Below are 18,096 nucleotides of genomic sequence, written 5' to 3' on the forward strand. Positions count from 1 at the left end.
GCCGCCGTTCCCGTCGCTCCGTCACCCAGGAGGTGTCGAGCGTGAGTTCGCTCGAGGACGTCTACGGGGTCGGCGAGGTCCGCGCGGCGCGGCTCCGCGAGCACGGATTGGAGTCCGTCGAGGAGGTCGCGAACGCGCCGATCGACGGCCTGGCGGACCTGCTCGACGGGGTCGGTCGCCAGCGCGCGCGACAGGTCCGCTCCTCCGCGAGGCGGATCGCCGCGGAGGAGGGGGTCGGCCGGCCGCGTCCGGGCGGTGACGACGGTGGGGAGGGACCGCCGGAGCGACCGCGAGACGGGTCGCCGAGGGCCGCCGCCGGCCACGTGACGACGAGGCGGGTCCCCGCCGCCGACGCGGTCGTCGTCGTTCCGGGGCGCGCGTTCCTGACGCGCGCCGGCGGAACCGACCACCCTGGCCCCTTGGGGCACGCGCTGGCGTCGGTCCCCGGCGACGGCTTCCTCGAGGCGGATCCGACGGACTGGACGGTCGTGTTGTGCCCGCCGGATCGGACCGCCGCGGCGGCACCCGGCCTCTACGAGGCGCTCGCCGACGACGAGGGGGACGCCCGATCCGCCGTCGACTCCTTCCTGGCCGGCGTCCTCCGACCGGGATCCCTGATCCCCGGCGACGCCGTCCGGGACCTCTACGAGCGACGCCCGGACCTCGAGTCCGAACTCGACGCCGTCCTGCGGAACGGGACGGTCCTCCGTCGCGGCGACTCGTTCGACCTCGGCGATCCCGGCGAGGCGGAACTGCTCGCCTCGGCGGGGGCGTACCTCCGCGGCGACCGCGTCCTCCCGGAGGGCGCGGCGTTCGACGCCGGATCGGCGGTTCCGGGGGAGGCCCCCCGCCGCGGGCGTCGTTCCTCTCGCCCGGCGTCGTGACCGTTCCCGGTCGGCGCGTGCTCGGGAGCCTCGACGCCGACACCGACGCCGGCGACGACCCCGCGCTCGCGCTGCTCCGGGCGGGCGGGGTGTTGCTCCCGGCCGACGCCGTCCGGGAGCGGTGAAGCGGCGAGGGCGACGCTTCCTCCACCCTCGGACCCCTCAGGCGACGCTCCGCTCGGTGAGCGTGTCGCCGCGCTCGAACCGGTCGCCCGCGAGCGGCGAGACGTCGAGGAGGTCCGTCTCCCCGTCGACGACGAGGTCGGCGGCGATCCGTCCGGAGGCGGGCGCGTGCTGGAAACCGTGTCCCGAGAAGCCCGCGACGGTCACGAGGCCGGGGAGCGTCTCCTCGACGATCGGGTGGTGGTCGGGGGTGACCGCGTACAGCCCGGCCCAGCCGCGCTGTATCCGGGTGTCGAGCCCGAAGTACTCGGCGTACTCGGCGGCGTTCTCGACCGCGCGCGCGGCCCACTCCACGTCCATCCCCTCGTCGTAGGCGTCGGGGTCCTGGTCGGGGTCGTCGTCCGTCTCGAAGTGGCCGCCGACGAGCGCCACCCCGTCCCGTTCGGGCCGGAAGTACGACCCCGTCTCGAGGTCGATCGTCAGCGGGACCGACTCGGGCACCGGCGGCGTCGGGTCCACGACCGCGATCTGCCGCCGGCGGGGGGCGATCGGGAGGTCGACGCCGGCCATCTCCCCGATCGCCGCCGCCCACGCGCCCGCGGCGTTGACGACGCAGTCGACCTCGCGGCGCTCGGATCCCTCCCCTCCCGCGCCGGCCGGGCGGACGTCCGCGCCGACGACGCGGTCGCCCTCGCGGTGGAGGTCGGTAACGGCCGTCTTCGTCAGGATCTCGACGCCGCGCTCGCGGGCGGCCTCGGCGTACCCCTGGACGGCGAGGTTCGGGTCGGCGATCCCGTCGTCGGGGTTGTACGTCGCCGCGACGAACGGGTCGGGGTCGAGCCCCGGACAGTGCTCGGTCGCCTCCTCGGGGGTGAGCAGCTCGCTTCCCGCGCCGAGTTCGCGCTGCATCTCGACGTTCTCGCGGAACCGCTCCGCGGTCTCCTCCGAGCGGGCGAGGAACAGGTAGCCGTTCTTCCGCAGGCCGATGTCGACGCCGAACCGCTCCTCGAAGGCGTTCCAGACCTCCTTGCTGGCGAGCGAGAGTTCGACGTTCACGCGCGTCGAGAACTGCGACCGGATCCCGCCGGCCGAGCGGGCGGTGCTCGCGTTCCCGAGCGATCCCTTCTCGACGAGCGTCACGTCCGCGCCGCGGTCCGCGAGCGAGTAGGCGGCGGAGAGTCCGACGACCCCTCCGCCGACGACGAGTGCGTCCATATCACTCGATCGCCCCCCCGGAATATAAACGTACGACGCCGCCGGCCGATCCGGTGATCGCGCCGACCGTCGCGTCGACTATCGTGCCGATCACCGCGCCGACCACCGTGCCGACCGTCGCGGCGACGATCAGGCTAAGTCGCCGGGGGGCGACGCCCCGGACATGGTGCTCGTACTCTCCGCGGAGGAGGTCGAACGGAGCCTCGATCTGGCGGAACTCGTCGACGTGGTCGACGACGCGCTGGTCAAACAGGCCGCCGGCGAGGTCGAGCGGCCCCACCGGCCGCACTTCCCGGTCGGCGCGGGCCTCGACGGCGACGAGCCCGCGGGGACCGGGATCGCGATGCCGGCGTACGTCCACGGGGCGGACCACTACGCGACGAAACTCGTCGGCGTCCACGAGGGGAACGCGGAGCGGGGCCTCCCGACGATCAACGCCCAGATCGCGCTCACGGACGCCCGGACTGGGCTCCCGAAGGCGTTCATGGCGGGAACGACGGTCACGAACGCCCGGACGGGCTGTATCGGCGCGGTCTCGGTGCGGGAGCTGGCACCGGAACCCGAGGAAGGCCTCATCCTCGGCGTCCTCGGCGCGGGCGCGCAGGCGCGCTGGCAGACCCGCGCGATCGCGACGGTCGCCGATCTCGCCGACGTGCGGATCCACTCGCCGTCCGACTCGCGGGTGGCGTGTGCCGCCGACCTGAGCGACGAGGGGATCCCGGCGCGCGCGGTCGACTCCCCGAGGGAGGCCGTCGAGGGGGCGGACGTGGTCGTGACGGCGACGACCGCGACCGAGCCCGTCTTCCCGCCGGACGCGCTCGGCGAGGGGGCCCTCGTCGTCGCCGTCGGCGCGTTCACCGAGGAGATGCAGGAACTCGATCCGCGCGTCCTCGAGCGCGCCGAGCGCGTGTTCGCCGACGTGCCCGAGGAGGTCGCGGGGACCGGCGACCTCCTCGCGACCGATCTCGACGCGGACGACCTGGTCGAACTCGGCGTGCCCCTCGCGGACGGGTACGTCCGGGAGTCGCCGGAGGGGATCCTGGCCGTGGTGAGCGTCGGGTCCGCGACGCTGGACGCCGCGGCGGGGGAGACGGTCTACCGGGAAGCGGTAGAGACGGGCGACGGGACCGAACTCTCGCTGTAGCGGCGGTCGACGCCGCCGACCGCCGAGACCGCGTCGCCGAGGCGAAACCTGTCGAACATCCGAACAACTTGGCGATTTCTCTCGCCGGGTCGACCATGGTCGGCTCCGTTTTTAATAGCTGATGGTCGGGATCTAGTATCCGAATGCCATCTGATAGCAATGAACTCGTGAATCGTCGTAGGTTCCTGACCGTCGCCGGAAGCAGCGGGATCGTCGGACTCTCCGGCTGCGTGAGCTTCGGCGGCGGCGAGGAGAGCGGCGGCGACGGGAGCGGGGACGGGAGCAGCGGGGACGACGGAAGCGGCGGCGACGGGGGCGGGGACGGGAGCAGCGGGGACGACGGAAGCGGCAGCGACGACGGGAGCGACGACGGAAGCGACGCCCCCGAGACCATCTCGCTCGGTCAGCCCGCGTCGCTGAGCGGGCAGTGGGACTTCCTCCAGCCGGGGGTCTCACAGGCGACCGACGCCGCGGTCGCCCACATCAACGAGGCCGGCGGACCGCTGGACGCGGAGCTGGAAGTGATCCGGCGGGACACCGCCGTCGACCCGCAGGAGGCGCGGACCGTCACGACCCAGCTGATCGAGAACGACGGGGTACCGGCGATCGTGGGCCTCTTCTCAAGCGAGATCAACCCGCTTTGGGACTTCCTCCAGGACTTCGAGGTCCCGATGGTCACCCCGTGGCCGGGGTCGACGTTCCTCGACACTCGCGGCGGGGACAAGGCGACGCCGGAGGACCTCTCGGACGACGAGTGGGTCTGGCGGACCGTCGTCGGCGACACCGTCCACACGAGCGGGAGCGCGGTGTACGCGCTCGAGAACGACCTCGATACCCTCGGCGTGCTCAACGGCACCACCGAGGGCGAGCGCAGCTACGTCGACGGGTTCCTCTCCGTCTACGAGGACAACGGCGGGACGGTCGCCGAGCGGGTGGAAGTCGAGATCGGCGGATCGAGCTACCAGTCGGCGCTCAGCCGGCTCTTCGACGCCGAGTTCGACGCCTTCCTCGTGAGCCTCCCGCTGGAGTCCGCGATCACGGCGCTCTCGGACTGGTCCGACGCGGGGTACGGCCGCCAGCCGATCCTCTCGGACCCGCTGGCACAACAGGAGCTCGTCGACCAGGTCGGCAGCGACATCCACGGCGCGTGGGCCGGATCGCCCGGCCAATCGGGCCCGAGCTACGACACCTTCGAGGGGATCTACTCGGAGGAGGGCGACGCGGCGATCAACGCCTGGACGCCGCCCGCGTGGGACGCCATGCAGGTGATCGCGCTGGCGATCGAGCGGGCGGGCGAGGCGACCCCGGAGGCGATAGAGCGCAACCTCGGGCCGGTCAGCCGTGACGGCGGGACGGAGGTCAGCACCTTCGCCGAGGGGAAGGAGGCGCTCGCCAACGGCGAGGAGATCTCCTACCAAGGTGCGGCGACGCCCACGAACTTCACCCAGCACGGCAACGTCTTCGGCAGCGTCACGATAAGCACCGCCGGCGAAAACGGGTTCGAGGCGACGAGCGAGGTCCCGGCCGAGGACATCCGGGAGTACGTCGCCGAAGGCGAATACTGATCCCGATGGGCTTGCTTCAGGAAGCCATCTTCGGGATCGTCACCGGGTCGTACATCGCGATCGCCGCGATCGGATTCACGCTCATCTACGGGATCGTGAACATGATCAACTTCGCGTACGGGGAGTACCTCACCCTCGGCGCGTTCGTCGGCTTCCTCGCCGCGAGCGCGATCCCCCTCCCGTTGCCGGTCGCGGTCGTCGTCGCGATGATCGGCGGCGGGGTCATCAGCATCGTGCTCGCCCGCGGCTTCTTCACTCCCATCAACCACACGGGCCCGGTGCCGATGCTGCTGACGTCGATCGGGCTCGGGATCGCCATCCGCAACGCGATCCGCCTCTTCGGCGGTCGGAGCGCCCGCTACATCGAGACCGAGACGACGACGTTCCGGTTCGACGCGGTTCCCGACGTGCCGATCGGCTCCGTGGACCTGCTCGGCGGCTTCTTCGTCACCTCCGAACACCTGGTCGTGGTCGGCTCCGCCGTCGCGGTCTTCCTCGCCATCCACGCGCTGTTGACGCGGACCGACGTGGGGATCGCGATGCGGGCGATGGGCGACGACGAGAGCCTGGCGCGCGTCCGCGGCATCGACACCCAGCTGATCCGCGACAGCGTCTGGGTGCTGGCGGGCGTCCTCGCCGGGCTCGCGGGCGTGCTCATGGCGATCCAGACGAACGTCAGCTCCACCACGGGCTTCAGCCACATCCTCCAGATACTCTCTGCCGCCATCCTCGGGGGAGCCGGCAGCCCGTACGGGGCGATCATCGGCGCGTACGTCATCGGGCTCGCGCTCGCGCTCTCGACGGCGTTCCTGCCGTCGTCGATGACCGGCCTCTCCTCGGCGGTCGCGTTCGCGATCCTGATCGTCGTGCTGCTCGTCAAGCCGAGCGGGATCGCCGGAACGGAGGTGCGTGAGGCGTGAGCGCCCTCGACCGCCTCCCGTCCGGACGCGGCGACCGCGCCCTGATCGCCGGGGTGGCCTGCCTGCTCGTCGGCGGCCTGTTCGCGTTGACGCCGCTTCAGGCGAACCTGCCGAGCGCGCTGTACGTCTTCGTCGAGGTCGGGATCACGTTCGTGATCTACGGCATGCTCGTGCTCGGGCTCGACCTCCAGTACGGCCACACCGGCCTGGTCAACTTCGGGCACGTGGTCTTCTTCGCGGTCGGCGCGTACGCGACCGCGATGCTGTCGGCGGCGGATCCGTTCGCCGGGATCGGGCTGGGGTATCCGTGGCCGCTCGGGCTCCTGGTGGGCGTGATCGCGGCCGCCCTTCTCGGCCTCGTCGTGAGCGCCACCTCGATCCGGCTCCGCGACGACTTCCTCGCGATCGTCACGCTCGCGACCGCGGAGATATTCCACTCGATCTTCGTCAACTTCGAGGGGGTCTTCGGCGGGAACGTCGGGATCCTCGGCGTCCCGCGGCCGATCGCCGGGCTCGTCGGCGACGCCGACACGCGGCTCATCGCGACGATCCTCGTGTTGGGCGGGCTCACGCTGATCACGCTCGCGGCCGTCACCCGGCTCACCGACGCGCCGTACGGGCGCGTCCTCCGGGCGATCCGGGCCGACGAGTTGGTGACGCGCTCGGTGGGCAAGTCCACGATCGTCTACAAGACGCAGGCGTTCGTCTACGGCGCGGCGCTGGCCGGCCTCGCCGGCGGGCTGTTCGCGCTGTACAACGGCGCGGTCGCGCCCGGCTTCTTCACCATCCAGGTGACCGTGACGATCTGGATCGGAATGTTACTCGGCGGCGCGGCGAACCACCGCGCGGTGCTCGCCGGCCTGGCGATCATCATGGGGCTGCGGCTCGTCTCCCGGTTCGGGCTGAGCGTGACGCCGGTTCCCGGCGACGTGTTCGCTGCCCTCCGGCTCGTCGTCGTCGGCCTGATACTGATCGCGGTGATCCGGTTCCGCCCCGCGGGGATCTGGGGCGACCCGCAGGAGCTGGGGGTGGACCAATGAGTCTCCTCTCCGCGGAGGGACTCGTCAAGGACTTCGGCGGCCTGCGCGCGATAGACGGCCTGTCCGTCTCGATCGACGAGGGGGAACTCGTCGGCGTGATGGGGCCGAACGGCGCGGGGAAGTCGACGTTCTTCAACTGCGTCAGCGGCGTCATCCCCCCGGACGACGGGACCGTCACCCTCGACGGGACCGACGTGACGGGCGACCCGCCCGAGTCGCTGGCACACCGCGGGCTGGTGCGGACCTTCCAGAACACCCGCGAGCTGGAGACGATGACCGTCCGCGACAACGTCCGGCTCGCCGCGCCCGACCAGCCGGGCGAGCGGACCCTTCCCGCGCTGATCCGGAGCGGATCGATGCGTGAACACGAGGAGTCGGTCCGCGAGCGGGCCGACGAGCTGATCGAGACGTTCGAGCTCGACCACCTCGCCGACGAGTACAGCAGCAACCTCTCGGGCGGCCAGCGGAAGCTGCTCGAGCTCGCGCGGACGCTGATGCTCGACCCCGAGGTGTTGCTCCTCGACGAGCCGTTCGCGGGCGTCAACCCGACGCTGACCCGCGACATCGCGGACCGAATCCGGGACCTCAACGCGGAGGGCATGACGGTCGTGATCATCGAACACGAACTCGAGACGCTGACCGAACTCGTCGATCGGCTGATCGTCCTCCGGCAGGGACGGCTGCTCGTCGAGGGCGAGCCGGAGGCGGTGCTCGAGGACGAGCGCGTCATCGAGGCGTACCTCGGGGGTGACGCCGAATGAGCCTGCTCGAGGTGATCGACCTCGACGCGGGCTACGGCGACCTCCGGGTGCTCTCCGGGGTCGACATCCGCGTCGACGACGGGGAGTACGTCACGATCGTCGGCCCCAACGGCGCGGGGAAGTCGACGGTGATGAAGGCGATCGTCGGGCTCGCGACGTGTCAGGGCGGATCGATCGAGTACCGCGGGACGGACATCGCCGGGATGGATCCCGAGGAGGTCGTTCGCGAGCGGATCGGCTACGTCCCCCAGTCGGACAACGTCTTCCCGACGCTGACCGTCGAGGAGAACCTCCGGCTCGGCGCGTACGTGCTCGACGAGGTACCCGAGGACCGGAAGCGGGACGTCTACGACCGGTTCCCGGCGCTCGCCGACCGGACGGACGAGAACGCCGGCTCGCTGTCGGGCGGCCAACAGCAGATGCTCGCGATGGGGTGTGCGTTGATGCTCGATCCCGACGTGCTGCTCTTGGACGAGCCGAGCGCTGGCCTCGCGCCCGACCTCGTCGACGACATGTTCGACCGGGTCGACGAGATCAACGACGCCGGCACCACGGTCCTGATGGTCGAGCAGAACGCCAAGGAGGCGCTTCGACGCTGTGACCGCGGCTACGTGCTCGCCAACGGCGAGAACCGCTACGAGGACGACGGCGACGCCCTCCTCGGCGACGAGGAGGTTCGCCGGGAGTTCCTCGGCGGGTAACGTCGGTAACGACGATAACGGCGGTACCGGCGGCGATACGGCTCGTGCGACGCGCCGTTTCTATTCTTTCACCGCGACGAACCCGAGATAGCGACGGCCCACCGGGTGTGTCACCGGAGCCCACTCGACCGGCCGATCCCCGACGGACCCCGACTCGAGGTCCGAGAACCCGGAACCGTCGCCCTCGTATCCGAGGAGGTACGCGACGGGTCGCGGACCGAACTCGTCGAGTCGGTCGGCGAGCCACCCCTCGCCGCGCGGCTCCGCCAACGCGACTGGGAGGTCGGAGTACGTCGCGACGTCGGCCTCGAGGTCGGGGCTCTCCCCGAGTTCCGGGTCGCCGGCGTCGAACGCCGTCTCGAACCTCCCGACCGCGGCGTCGAGGTCGGGAACGCCCAACACGACCGTGTCGACGCCGACGACCGGCGACGAGTCCAGGTCGCCGGTCGGCCGGACCCGGCGCTCCCGCGGGGTCCGGTCACTGATGAGGAACGGGAGCGTCGCGCCCGGATCGCCGTCTCCCAGATAGGTGAGGTCCCACTCGACGAGCGCCCCGTCCTCGCGGGTCCGCTGGTACGCCGAGGGGCCCTCGACGCGGACGCCGCGGTCGCGGAGGTCGGCGCTCGCGGCGTCGATGTCCTCGACGTCGACCGCCCACGCGCAGGGCCCGCCGTTCCCGTGGATGGGACCGTCCCACCACGGCGAGTCGGCGTCGGGCTCCAGCGTCGAGATGAGTTCGAGGTAGCTCCCGTCGCGGAACCCGACGATCGCCATGTGGGTGACGCCGTTGGAGTGGCGACCCCCGTACTCGACCGGGAAGCCGGCCTCGGCGAACGCGTCGACGAGCCGGTCCAGATCCCGTCCCGCGACCGTGACGTGATCGATGCGGAGGTCCATACCGGGAGGCCGGAAGCGACCGGCAAATACGTTCCGGCGACCGCGTCGATCGCGGGGGTCCAGAAACGGGTCCAAAGACGGGTTCCGATCAGAACGGCGCGTCCGGACCCTCCTCCGGGCCGCCTTCGCGCCCGCCGTCCCCGGCGTCCGCGCCGTTCCTGCCGTCCTCGGCGGACGAGGTCTCCAGCTCGTGGCCGCCCTCCTGCCACGCCTCGACCCCGCCGCGGAGGCTCTCGACGCGGGCGTCGGCGGTCCCCTCGTAGCTGCCGATCAGCTGGGCGGCCTGCCTGCTCGCGATCCCGTGGGGACAGACCGTCACGATCCGCTCTGCGCCCTCCAGTTCGGCGACGCGGGTCGTGAGCTCCGGGAACGGGATCGACTCGCTGTCGGGGAGGTGACCCCGGTCGAACGCCCGCTCGTCGCGGATGTCGACGATCCGCACGTCCTCGCCGTCCTCCAGCAGCGCGGCAAGCGCCGCCGGGTCGATCTCGCCGTCCATCACGGGAGCGGGCAGAGGCTCGCCGTGAGCACGGCGCGCGCGTCGGTCTCGTTTCGGGCCCCGTGGACGTCCCCGCGGGCGTTGTGGACGACCGCCGGCGCGGCGAGGCGTTCGGACTCGCCGTCCCGGATCACGGTCGGCTCCCCCTCGAGGACGTGGAAGACGTTCGTCGCGTCCGCGTGCTCGTGCGCGTCGACCTCGCCGCCGGGCGCGAGGACGAACGCCTTCACGAGCACGTCGTCGGTGACGACGAGTTCGGCGGTGGCGACCTCGCCGTCCGCCGGGTCGAGGTCGCCGACCGCGTCGGCGTATCGGTCGAGCGTCATACCCGAGGGGTCGGGCCGCGGGGGTTAAAACGCGTCGGCGGGGGCAGTCACTCGCGCGCGCCCGGCGGCAGCGGGTCGGCGTGGTCCGCGACCGCCTCCGCGACCCGGTGGGGGTCCTCGTGGATCACCCAGTGGGTCGCGTCGTCGATCGTGAGGAGCCGTCCGTCGGCGCAGTGCTCGAGGCTCTCGCCGGCCAGCCGCTTCTCGAGGAACGGGTCGTTCGCGCCCCAGATCACGAGCGTCGGGACCTCGACGCGCGGCGCGTCCGGCTCGGGCCGCTCGCGGACGATGGCCCGGTACCAGTTCACCATCGCCTCGAACGCGCCGTCGCGGTCCCACGCGCGCCGGTACCGGCGGAAGTCGTCCTCGCCGAACGTCCCCGGATCGCTCGTTTCGCGCATGGCCCGCACGCCGATCCGCCAGTTCCCGGCGCGCGCGACCGCCTCCGGCAGCCGGGGGAGCTGGAAGGCAAGCACGTACCAGCTCTTGCGGCGCTGCCGCCAGGAGGTCCGGAGCGCTCGCTCGAAGACGGTCGGGTGCGGGACGTTGACGGCGACCAGTTCGGAGAGCCGGTCGGCGTGGTGGATCGCGAGCCACCAGCCGACGGCGGCCCCCCAGTCGTGGCCGGCGATCGCCGCCGTCTCCCGCCCGTACGCGTCGATCAGTCCGACGACGTCGCGGGCGAGCTCGCCGATCCGGTAGTCCGCGACGCCCGGCGGCTTCTCCGAGAGGTTGTAGCCGCGCTGGTCGGGCACGACGACGCGGTAGCCGTCGTTCGCGAGCGGGGCGATCGTCTCGTGCCAGCCGTACCAGAACTCCGGGAAGCCGTGGAGGAGGACGAGGAGCTTCCCGTCCTCGGGGCCCGCCTCGACGACGTGGAGGCGGACGCCGTTCGTCTCGACGAACCGGGAGGTCCCCGGCACGCCCTCCGGGATCTCGTCGGCGGGAACCTCGTCGACCGGAACCTTCCTGGGGCCTGCCTCCGCCGCGTCGGTTACGCTGCCGTCGGCCATACCGGCCGATCGGTCCCGGCCGACTAATAGCTACGTCCGGCGGGTCCGCCGTCGCCCGTCTCGGACCGCGCGGGTTCGAGGTCCGTCACTGGGACGCCGGGGCGAACCGCCCCTCCGCGTCGTTGAGACGCATCCAGTACGTGACGAGCGCCGCGGCGTGTCCCTCCCCGTCGCCGACCCGACGCGCGGTCGCCTTGTACGCCTCGTGGACCGCGGCGGTCAACGGGGCCGCGGTGTCGCGCTCGCCCGCGAATTCCAGGGCGTAGCCGAGGTCCTTGTTCCAGATCGCCAGCGTCCCCAATCCCTCCATCGCCTGGCCGAACTCCCCCGTGAAGTACCCCTCGTACATCTCGAACTCGAGGAAGTCGACGAAGATCGTCGGGTCCACGCCGTTGTCTCGGACGAACTCGACGGCCTCGGCGTCGACCGCGCGGCGGCCGGCGTAGCGCATCTGGAGGCCGAGCTTGAACACCGTCGCGTCGGGGACCGGGCCGACCCGGACGTGGCCGTCCGCGATCGCGTCCAGGAGGTCTCCGGCCCGCTCGTAGCTCGCCTCGGACCCGCCGGCCATGACGTGGTATCCCTCTCGCGGCGACCCGCCGGTGATCGTCGCCTCGAGGAAGTCGGCACCCGCCTCGGCGCACAGCTCCTCGCAGGCGACGGACGTGGCCGGGCGGGTCGTCGACACGTCGACGAGGAGCTGCCCCCGGTCCAGCTCCGCGAGCAACCCGTCCGACCCCTCCATCGTCGCCTCCACCTCGGGCGAGCCGGGCAGCGTCAGGATCACCGCGTCGGCCTCCCGAGCCACCTCCGCCGGGCTTCCCGCGGCTCTCGCGCCGCGGTCGATCGCGTGCGCCACCTGGTCGTCGTCGACGTCGAACACGGTCACGCGGTACCCCGCGTCGAGGAGGCGGTCGACGAGCAGTTTGCCGATGTAGCCGACGCCGATGAGGCCGATAGCGGTCATCGTCGGGGAGTCGTCGGCGACGCACATAAGTCGTGTCCGGCGGCGAGAGTCCTCCACCGAGCGGACGGGGTCGTCCGGGCGTCGCGCGCCGGACCGAGCGGGAAACGCCGGGACGGAGAGGTGACCGACCCCGCCCTCGCGGAACCGCGCGAGAGGTAGAAAGCGTCTTATACGTTGATTTCACAGGGTATCCTGAGGAGTGTTATCACGTGAGTCTCTCTGAAACGTACGGCCGGTACCGCCGGACCCTCAGCGAGGAACCCCTCGCGATCGGGGTCGTTCTCGTGGCCCTCTGGATGGTTTGGACCCTCGCCAGCGGGCTGTTGACGGGGGGGATCCGGATCAGCGGCCTCGCCGCCCTCGTCTGGGACGGGCTGCTCCGGGGGCTGATAATCGGCCTGGCGGGTATCGGACTGTCGATGACGTACAGCATTCTCAACTTCGCGAACTTCGCGCACGGCGACTACCTCACGAGCGGCGCGTTCGCCGGGATGGCCACCAGCTACCTCGTCGCGGGGATCGGCGAGAACAGCGTCGGCGCGCTGCTGCTCGTCGGTGCCGGCGGATCGGTGTTCGGCGGCGCGCTCGGGATCGGCGTCACCACGTCGCCGATCGCGGTCGTTCTCGGGGCGCTCGTCGCGGGCGTCGCCACCGTCGCGCTGGCGCTTTCCATCGACCGGTTCGTGTACAAACCGATCCGCGACGAGAGCGGGATCGCCCTGCTCATCACGAGCATCGGCGTCGCGTTCGCGCTCCGGTACCTCATCCAGTTCGTCTTCGGGGCCGGCGTGCGCGGGACGACCGCGGCCGGGTCGGTGCCCCGGCTGGACGTGCCGGCGTTCGACGGGACGTTCCGGGTCACCGCCCACGACGTCACCCTCATCCTCGTCGCGGCCGGACTGATGCTCGGCGTCCACCTGCTGTTACAGCGGACCAAACTGGGGAAGGCGATGCGCGCGATGTCCGACAACGAGGACCTCGCGCGGATCACGGGGATCCCGACCGAGCGGGTCATCCGCACGACGTGGATCCTCGGCGGCGGGCTCACCGGCGTCGCGGGGTACATGTTCGTCCTCTGGAAGGGGACGCTCGGCTTCAACGACGGCTGGCTCCTGTTGTTGTTGGTGTTCGCCGCGGTCATCCTCGGCGGCATCGGCTCGATCTACGGGGCGATCGGGGGCGGGATCGTCATCGGACTGACCGCCTCGACGTCCGTGATCTGGATCCCCTCCGAGTTCGGGCGCGCCGCCGCGTTCATGGTGATGATCGTGATCCTGTTGTTCAAACCTGAAGGCATCTTCAGCGGGAGGACCACGGCATGAGCGTCGACGACGTTCGCGGCCGGCTCGACGGGCTCTTCGAGCGCGACGTGACGCTGGTGCTCGCGGTCCTCGGCGCGATCTACTTGGCGTACGTTCTCGCCGGGGTCGCGTTCGGGTACGGCCTCCGCGGCCAGCTGAACTCGATCGCGAACCTCACCTTCTACGTCGGCGCGTTCGGCATGCTCGCGCTGGCGTTGAACCTCCACTGGGGGTACACCGGCCTCTTCAACATCGGCATCGTCGGCTTCATGGGCATCGGCGTCTACGTCACCGCGCTCGTCTCGAAGCCGCCGGTGGCGGAGGGCGGTGCCGCGCAGGTCGGCGGGCTCGGCCTCCCGCTCGTCGTCGGCGTGATCGCCGGCGTCGTCGTGGCGGGGCTGTTCGGCCTCCTGGTCGCGTTGCCCGCGCTCCGGCTCCGGGCCGACTACCTCGCGATCGTCACGGTCGCGTTCTCGGAGATCGTCCGGTTCACGATGATGTCCCGGACGTTCCAGGAGGTCACCGTTCCGGACACGATCGACCTCACGGTCGCCGGGGTCCAGCTGTTCAGCTTCGACCCGACCGCGGACACGATCGGGCTCGGCGGCGGGGGCGGGCTCATCCTGAACTACACGGACCCGCTCGAGGCGCTGCTTCGGCTCCTGTTCCTCTGGGAGCCGTACCTCGGCTTCGTCGCGTTCGTCCAGCGGAACTTCATCCCGAACAACCCCAAACCGGTGATAGACGGACTCGTCTACGGGATCGTCCTCCTCGTCTGCGTGGGGCTGTTCTACCTGCTTCTCTCGCGGACCGGCAAGTCGCCGTTCGGCCGGGTGTTGAAGGCCATCCGCGAGGACGAGGACGTCGCGAACGCGCTGGGGAAAGACACCGATCGGTTCAAGCTCACGGCGTTCGTGCTCGGCGCGGCGCTGATGGGGCTCGGCGGGATCCTCTGGTACTCCGGCCGCGGGAGCATCACGCCGCCCTCGTTCCGGCCGAACATCACCTTCTTCGTGTGGATCGCGCTCATCATCGGGGGCGCGGGATCGAACACCGGCAGCTTCCTCGGCGGGGCGATCTTCGCCGGGGTGTTGTACGAGGGGCCGCGGTACGTGAAGAACCTGGTCGAGGCCGCCTTCGAGCTGGGCGACGCGCCGCAGAACTTCGGCGAGGCGGTCGCGGCGTTCGGGTCGCTCGATCCCGTCCCCTTCCTCGTCTACACGCTCGACAGCGTGAGCCAGTTGCGGCTCGTGATCATGGGCGTGGTGTTGATCTGGCTGATGCACAACCGCCCCGAGGGGCTGCTCGGCCACCGCAAGGAGACCGCCTCCAGCGTCGACCTCTCGCGGCCGGGAGGCGACGGGTCGAGCGGGCAGTCGACCGCGGCCGACGGGGGCGAGACGCGATGAGCGGCACCGACGACTCCGTCGCGGACGGCTCGACGCCGGCCGAGGAACCGCTCGAGGACGCGCCGGCCGAGGACGGTTCGACGCCGGCGGAGGACGCACCGACCGAGGACGACTCGACGACAGGGGAGGACGCACCGGCGGAGGTCGGCTCGACGCCGGCCGCCGAGGACGACCCGGACGGAGACGCGGGCGCACCGGCCGACGCGGAGACGCCGGATCGAACCGTCCACGCGCCGGAGGACTCCGACGTGTCGGTCGATTCGACGCCCCTCGAAGTCGAGGGGCTCCGGCGGACGTTCGGCGGCATCGTCGCCGTCGACGACGTCAGCTTCGACGTCGAACAGGGGACGCTCACGGGACTCATCGGTCCGAACGGGGCCGGCAAGTCGACGACGTTCAACCTCATCACCGGGATGTTGGAGCCCGACGCCGGGACGGTCCGGTTCAACGGCGAGGAGATAACCGGCTACCAACCCCACGAGATAGCCAACCGCGGGCTCGTCCGGACGTTCCAGATCGCCCGCGAACTCGAGGAGATGACCGTCCTCGAGAACATGATGCTCGCGCCGAAGGGACAGACCGGGGAGTCGCTGTGGCGGTCGGTGTTACCCCTCACCCGCGGGGACGTGCGCGAACAGGAGACCGAACAGCTCGAGCGCGTGTGGGAGGTGCTCGACTTCTTCGAGATCGACCACCTCGCCGACGAGTACGCGGGGAACCTCTCCGGCGGCCAGCGGAAGCTGCTGGAGATGGCGCGCGCGCTGTTGACCGACCCCGACATGCTGCTCCTCGACGAGCCGTTCGCGGGCGTCAACCCGACGCTGGAGAAGCGGCTGCTCGGTCACATCCACGAGCTGCGCGACCGCGGATACACGTTCCTCATCGTGGAACACGACATGGACCTCATCATGAACAACTGCGAGCGGGTCATCGTCATGCATCAGGGCCGGATCCTGAAGGACGGGACCCCGGCGGAGATCAAGGAGAGCGAGGAGGTCATCGAGGCGTATCTCGGAGGTGAGGTATGAGCCTGCTCGAGGTCCGCGAGCTGGACGCCGGCTACGGCGACCTCCAGATCCTCACGGACGTCGACCTCGACGTCGACGACGAGGAGTACGTCACCATCGTCGGCCCGAACGGGGCCGGCAAGTCCACGGTGATGAAGTCGGTGTTCGGACTGACGACCCACATGGGCGGCACCGTGACCTTCGACGGCGAGGACATAAGCGGGACGAAGCCCGAGGACATCATCCACAAGGGGTTGGGGTACGTCCCACAGAGCGAGAACGTCTTCGCGGAGCTCGACGTCCAGGAGAACCTCGAGATGGGCGCGTACATCCTCGACGAGGTTCCCCAGGAGGCGCTCCGGACCGTCTACGACCGGTTCCCGATACTCGAAGAGCGGAAAGAACAGCGGGCGGGGACGCTGAGCGGCGGCCAGCGACAGATGCTCGCGATGGGTCGCGCGCTGATGCTCGACCCGGAGCTCCTGTTGCTCGACGAGCCGAGTGCCGGCCTCGCGCCCGACCTCGTCGACGAGATGTTCGACAAGATCGACGAGATCAACGAGTCGGGGACCGCGGTCCTGATGGTCGAGCAGAACGCCAAGGAGGCGCTTCGACGCTGTGACCGCGGCTACGTGCTCTCGAACGGTCAGAACCGCTACGAGGACGAGGGGACCGCACTGTTGAACGACGAGGAGGTCCGCCGGGAGTTCCTCGGCGGGTAACTCCCCGGAGCTGCTCGGCCGGTCCGGACCCCGTGTTTCCGATCCAAGCGCCGTTCGCGGGAGCCGTCGCTCACGTCGGTCGCGGTCGCGAAAAAACGGAACTCGGTGCCGGAGCCTCCGCCGATCAGTTCCCGCTCGAGAGCGCCTGCTCGATGACGCTGGAGTAGGAGGACTCGCCGATGTTGAAGCTGATCTGGTCGTACACCTCGCCGTCGAAGGTGTCCTCGAACACGTTGCTGAACCGCTCGGAGAGCTGCTGTCCGTAGTCGTTGTTCACGTACAGCGTCGCGGCGGTCTCGGCCTCGAGCCGCTCGGAGGCGACCTGCGCCATGACCCGTCCCTGGAGCTGGTCGCTCGGGGCGGTCCGGAAGATGTAGTCGTCGTCCTCGAGGTTCGTCACCGACAGCGCGGTGCTGGAGGGCGAACAGCCGACGACCTCGTTCGGGATGAACGTCTCCTGACACACCGGGACGTTGACGCCGGAGGAGGCGGTCCCGCACACCGCCGGAACGCCCGCGCTGACCAGCGACTCCGCGCCGCTGACCCCCTGGTCGGGCGAGGTGTTGGTGTCCTCGAACTGGGCGTTCACGGTGAGGTCGAGGTCGGACTCGTTGACCTGCTGGGCCGGGAGTTCGGCGGCGCGGATCATCGGCTGACCCGTCGACGCCAGGTCCCCGGTCTCGGGGAGCAGGATTCCGACGCTCACCTCGCGGCCGAAGCCGCCGGGCGAGGAGTCCGCGGAGGGACCGGCCCCGTCGGGGTTCTCACCCTCGAAGCTCTGGGTTTCGTTGACGGAGACCGAGTCGGCGTCCTGGCCGGCGAACTCCCAGATGGAGTAGGCCGCGGACGCGGGGTCGCCGTTCTGATCGAAGTTGACCGCGCTCGACGCGCCCTGGTAGTTGATGTCCTCACCGTTCGCGACCGCCTCGACCGCGTCGAGGAACCCTTCCGGGCCGTACTCGGTGCCGCCGGGGTTCGCGATGCGCCGGAGCTGGTCGCGGATCGCGGTGCCGTCGTTCTCGCCCGCGGCGACGTTCGCGAGAATGAGCGCGGCGGCCGAGTCGTACGACTGCGAGGTGAACACGCCCGGCGACTCGTCGTACGTGTCCTGATACAGCGTCTCGAACGCCTCCTGGTTCGGCCCGCCCGCCGCCGGCGCGGTGCCGGTGACGTTGTTCATGTCGTTGCCGACCTGGCCGGGTAACGCGGGGTCCTGGAGCCCGTCGGGGATGAGGATCTCCTCGGCTCCGTCGGACGCGCTGTAGTAGTCACGGAAGAGCTGAATGCCGCTCTCCGGGTAGCCGATGACGGTGAGGAGGTCCGGCCCGCTGCCGCCGCCGCCACCGCCTCCGCCCCCCGAGCAGCCGGCGACGCTGACCGCGCCCGCGACACCGATCCCCTTCAGTACGTCACGCCGTCTCTTGTGGTATGACATATCCCCTCATATAGGGTCCACTTTGATAAGTATATCCCTGTCAATATCTCCACACGTACTGTCAAGCAGGTGGATGAAACGAGCGGGACCTCTCGGGGGGCGGGAGACTGCCCAACCGAGGCTCATGATCGCCAGTTGATGGGAGTCCGGTTTCAACGCGTCGGCGT

19 protein-coding genes are annotated in these 18,096 nt (G+C 70.5%); 12 read left to right on the forward strand and 7 right to left on the reverse strand.

Going from position 1 to position 18,096, the window contains the following annotated elements; genetic code table 11:
* Positions 1-41: 41 nt before the first annotated feature.
* Positions 42-884, forward strand: a complete 843-nt coding sequence (locus AXA68_RS12090) for a helix-hairpin-helix domain-containing protein (protein WP_157884836.1) — start codon at positions 42-44, stop codon at positions 882-884.
* The gene (locus AXA68_RS17480) at positions 881-1,009 is read left to right on the forward strand and encodes a hypothetical protein (RefSeq protein ID WP_269799194.1); all 129 of its coding nucleotides are present in this window, start codon (positions 881-883) and stop codon (positions 1,007-1,009) included. The genes AXA68_RS12090 and AXA68_RS17480 overlap by 4 nt, the downstream gene beginning before the upstream one ends.
* 37 nt (positions 1,010-1,046) lie before the next feature.
* On the opposite strand, the gene AXA68_RS12095 is transcribed toward AXA68_RS17480, so the two are convergent.
* A complete protein-coding gene (locus tag AXA68_RS12095; protein WP_066417114.1) occupies positions 1,047-2,222 on the reverse strand; it encodes an NAD(P)/FAD-dependent oxidoreductase in 1,176 nt (391 codons plus the stop codon).
* A gap of 163 nt (positions 2,223-2,385) precedes the next feature.
* Here AXA68_RS12095 and AXA68_RS12100 point away from each other — a divergent pair, with 163 nt between their 5' ends.
* The 6 genes from AXA68_RS12100 to AXA68_RS12125 all read left to right on the forward strand — a co-directional run bounded on the left by AXA68_RS12100 (position 2,386) and on the right by AXA68_RS12125 (position 8,353).
* Positions 2,386-3,366 carry an ornithine cyclodeaminase family protein gene (locus tag AXA68_RS12100; RefSeq protein WP_066417117.1) on the forward strand — a complete coding sequence of 327 codons (981 nt, stop codon included), beginning with the start codon at positions 2,386-2,388 and terminating at the stop codon, positions 3,364-3,366.
* A 143-nt stretch (positions 3,367-3,509) separates the two neighbouring features.
* The gene (locus AXA68_RS12105; protein ID WP_066417120.1) at positions 3,510-4,931 is read left to right on the forward strand and encodes an ABC transporter substrate-binding protein; all 1,422 of its coding nucleotides are present in this window, start codon (positions 3,510-3,512) and stop codon (positions 4,929-4,931) included.
* A 5-nt stretch (positions 4,932-4,936) separates the two neighbouring features.
* The gene (locus tag AXA68_RS12110; protein WP_080505247.1) at positions 4,937-5,851 is read left to right on the forward strand and encodes a branched-chain amino acid ABC transporter permease; all 915 of its coding nucleotides are present in this window, start codon (positions 4,937-4,939) and stop codon (positions 5,849-5,851) included.
* Positions 5,848-6,891 (forward strand): branched-chain amino acid ABC transporter permease, encoded by a 1,044-nt coding sequence (locus AXA68_RS12115; protein WP_066417132.1) that lies wholly within the window; start codon positions 5,848-5,850, stop codon positions 6,889-6,891. The genes AXA68_RS12110 and AXA68_RS12115 overlap by 4 nt, the downstream gene beginning before the upstream one ends.
* Complete coding sequence (locus AXA68_RS12120) at positions 6,888-7,652, forward strand: ABC transporter ATP-binding protein (protein ID WP_066417135.1); 765 nt, start codon at positions 6,888-6,890, stop codon at positions 7,650-7,652. The genes AXA68_RS12115 and AXA68_RS12120 overlap by 4 nt, the downstream gene beginning before the upstream one ends.
* Positions 7,649-8,353, forward strand: coding sequence for an ABC transporter ATP-binding protein (locus AXA68_RS12125; protein ID WP_066417139.1), 705 nt, complete (start codon positions 7,649-7,651; stop codon positions 8,351-8,353). Before AXA68_RS12120 ends, AXA68_RS12125 begins: the two co-directional genes overlap by 4 nt.
* A gap of 60 nt (positions 8,354-8,413) precedes the next feature.
* On the opposite strand, the gene AXA68_RS12130 is transcribed toward AXA68_RS12125, so the two are convergent.
* From AXA68_RS12130 to AXA68_RS12150, 5 genes are all read right to left on the reverse strand, one after another.
* Entirely contained in the window at positions 8,414-9,250 is an 837-nt protein-coding gene (locus AXA68_RS12130) for a VOC family protein (protein WP_066417142.1), read from the reverse strand.
* 88 nt (positions 9,251-9,338) lie between these two features.
* On the reverse strand, positions 9,339-9,749 hold the full coding sequence (locus tag AXA68_RS12135; protein ID WP_066417143.1) for a rhodanese-like domain-containing protein: 411 nt from the start codon (positions 9,747-9,749) through the stop codon (positions 9,339-9,341).
* A complete protein-coding gene (locus AXA68_RS12140) occupies positions 9,749-10,075 on the reverse strand; it encodes a cupin domain-containing protein (RefSeq protein WP_066417145.1) in 327 nt (108 codons plus the stop codon). The genes AXA68_RS12135 and AXA68_RS12140 overlap by 1 nt, the downstream gene beginning before the upstream one ends.
* 47 nt (positions 10,076-10,122) lie before the next feature.
* Positions 10,123-11,088 carry an alpha/beta fold hydrolase gene (locus AXA68_RS12145; protein ID WP_066417151.1) on the reverse strand — a complete coding sequence of 322 codons (966 nt, stop codon included), beginning with the start codon at positions 11,086-11,088 and terminating at the stop codon, positions 10,123-10,125.
* Between the two features lie 85 nt (positions 11,089-11,173).
* Positions 11,174-12,055 carry an NAD(P)-dependent oxidoreductase gene (locus AXA68_RS12150; protein ID WP_066417154.1) on the reverse strand — a complete coding sequence of 294 codons (882 nt, stop codon included), beginning with the start codon at positions 12,053-12,055 and terminating at the stop codon, positions 11,174-11,176.
* Positions 12,056-12,264: 209 nt separating this feature from the next.
* Between AXA68_RS12150 and AXA68_RS12155 the strand changes: the two genes are divergently transcribed.
* From AXA68_RS12155 to AXA68_RS12170, 4 genes are read left to right on the forward strand one after another with little or no spacing between them, the layout of a single operon-like run.
* A complete protein-coding gene (locus AXA68_RS12155) occupies positions 12,265-13,377 on the forward strand; it encodes a branched-chain amino acid ABC transporter permease (protein WP_066417156.1) in 1,113 nt (370 codons plus the stop codon).
* Positions 13,374-14,765, forward strand: coding sequence for a branched-chain amino acid ABC transporter permease (locus AXA68_RS12160; RefSeq protein WP_066417165.1), 1,392 nt, complete (start codon positions 13,374-13,376; stop codon positions 14,763-14,765). Before AXA68_RS12155 ends, AXA68_RS12160 begins: the two co-directional genes overlap by 4 nt.
* Complete coding sequence (locus AXA68_RS12165) at positions 14,762-15,793, forward strand: ABC transporter ATP-binding protein (RefSeq protein WP_232745114.1); 1,032 nt, start codon at positions 14,762-14,764, stop codon at positions 15,791-15,793. Before AXA68_RS12160 ends, AXA68_RS12165 begins: the two co-directional genes overlap by 4 nt.
* Positions 15,790-16,494 carry an ABC transporter ATP-binding protein gene (locus AXA68_RS12170; protein WP_066417168.1) on the forward strand — a complete coding sequence of 235 codons (705 nt, stop codon included), beginning with the start codon at positions 15,790-15,792 and terminating at the stop codon, positions 16,492-16,494. Before AXA68_RS12165 ends, AXA68_RS12170 begins: the two co-directional genes overlap by 4 nt.
* 124 nt (positions 16,495-16,618) lie before the next feature.
* Here the strand turns inward: AXA68_RS12170 and AXA68_RS12175 are convergent, their stop codons facing one another.
* Entirely contained in the window at positions 16,619-17,929 is a 1,311-nt protein-coding gene (locus AXA68_RS12175) for an ABC transporter substrate-binding protein (RefSeq protein ID WP_066417170.1), read from the reverse strand.
* Between the last annotated feature and the right edge of the window lie 167 nt (positions 17,930-18,096).

Source organism: Halorubrum aethiopicum (assembly GCF_001542905.1).
Lineage (GTDB): Archaea > Halobacteriota > Halobacteria > Halobacteriales > Haloferacaceae > Halorubrum > Halorubrum aethiopicum.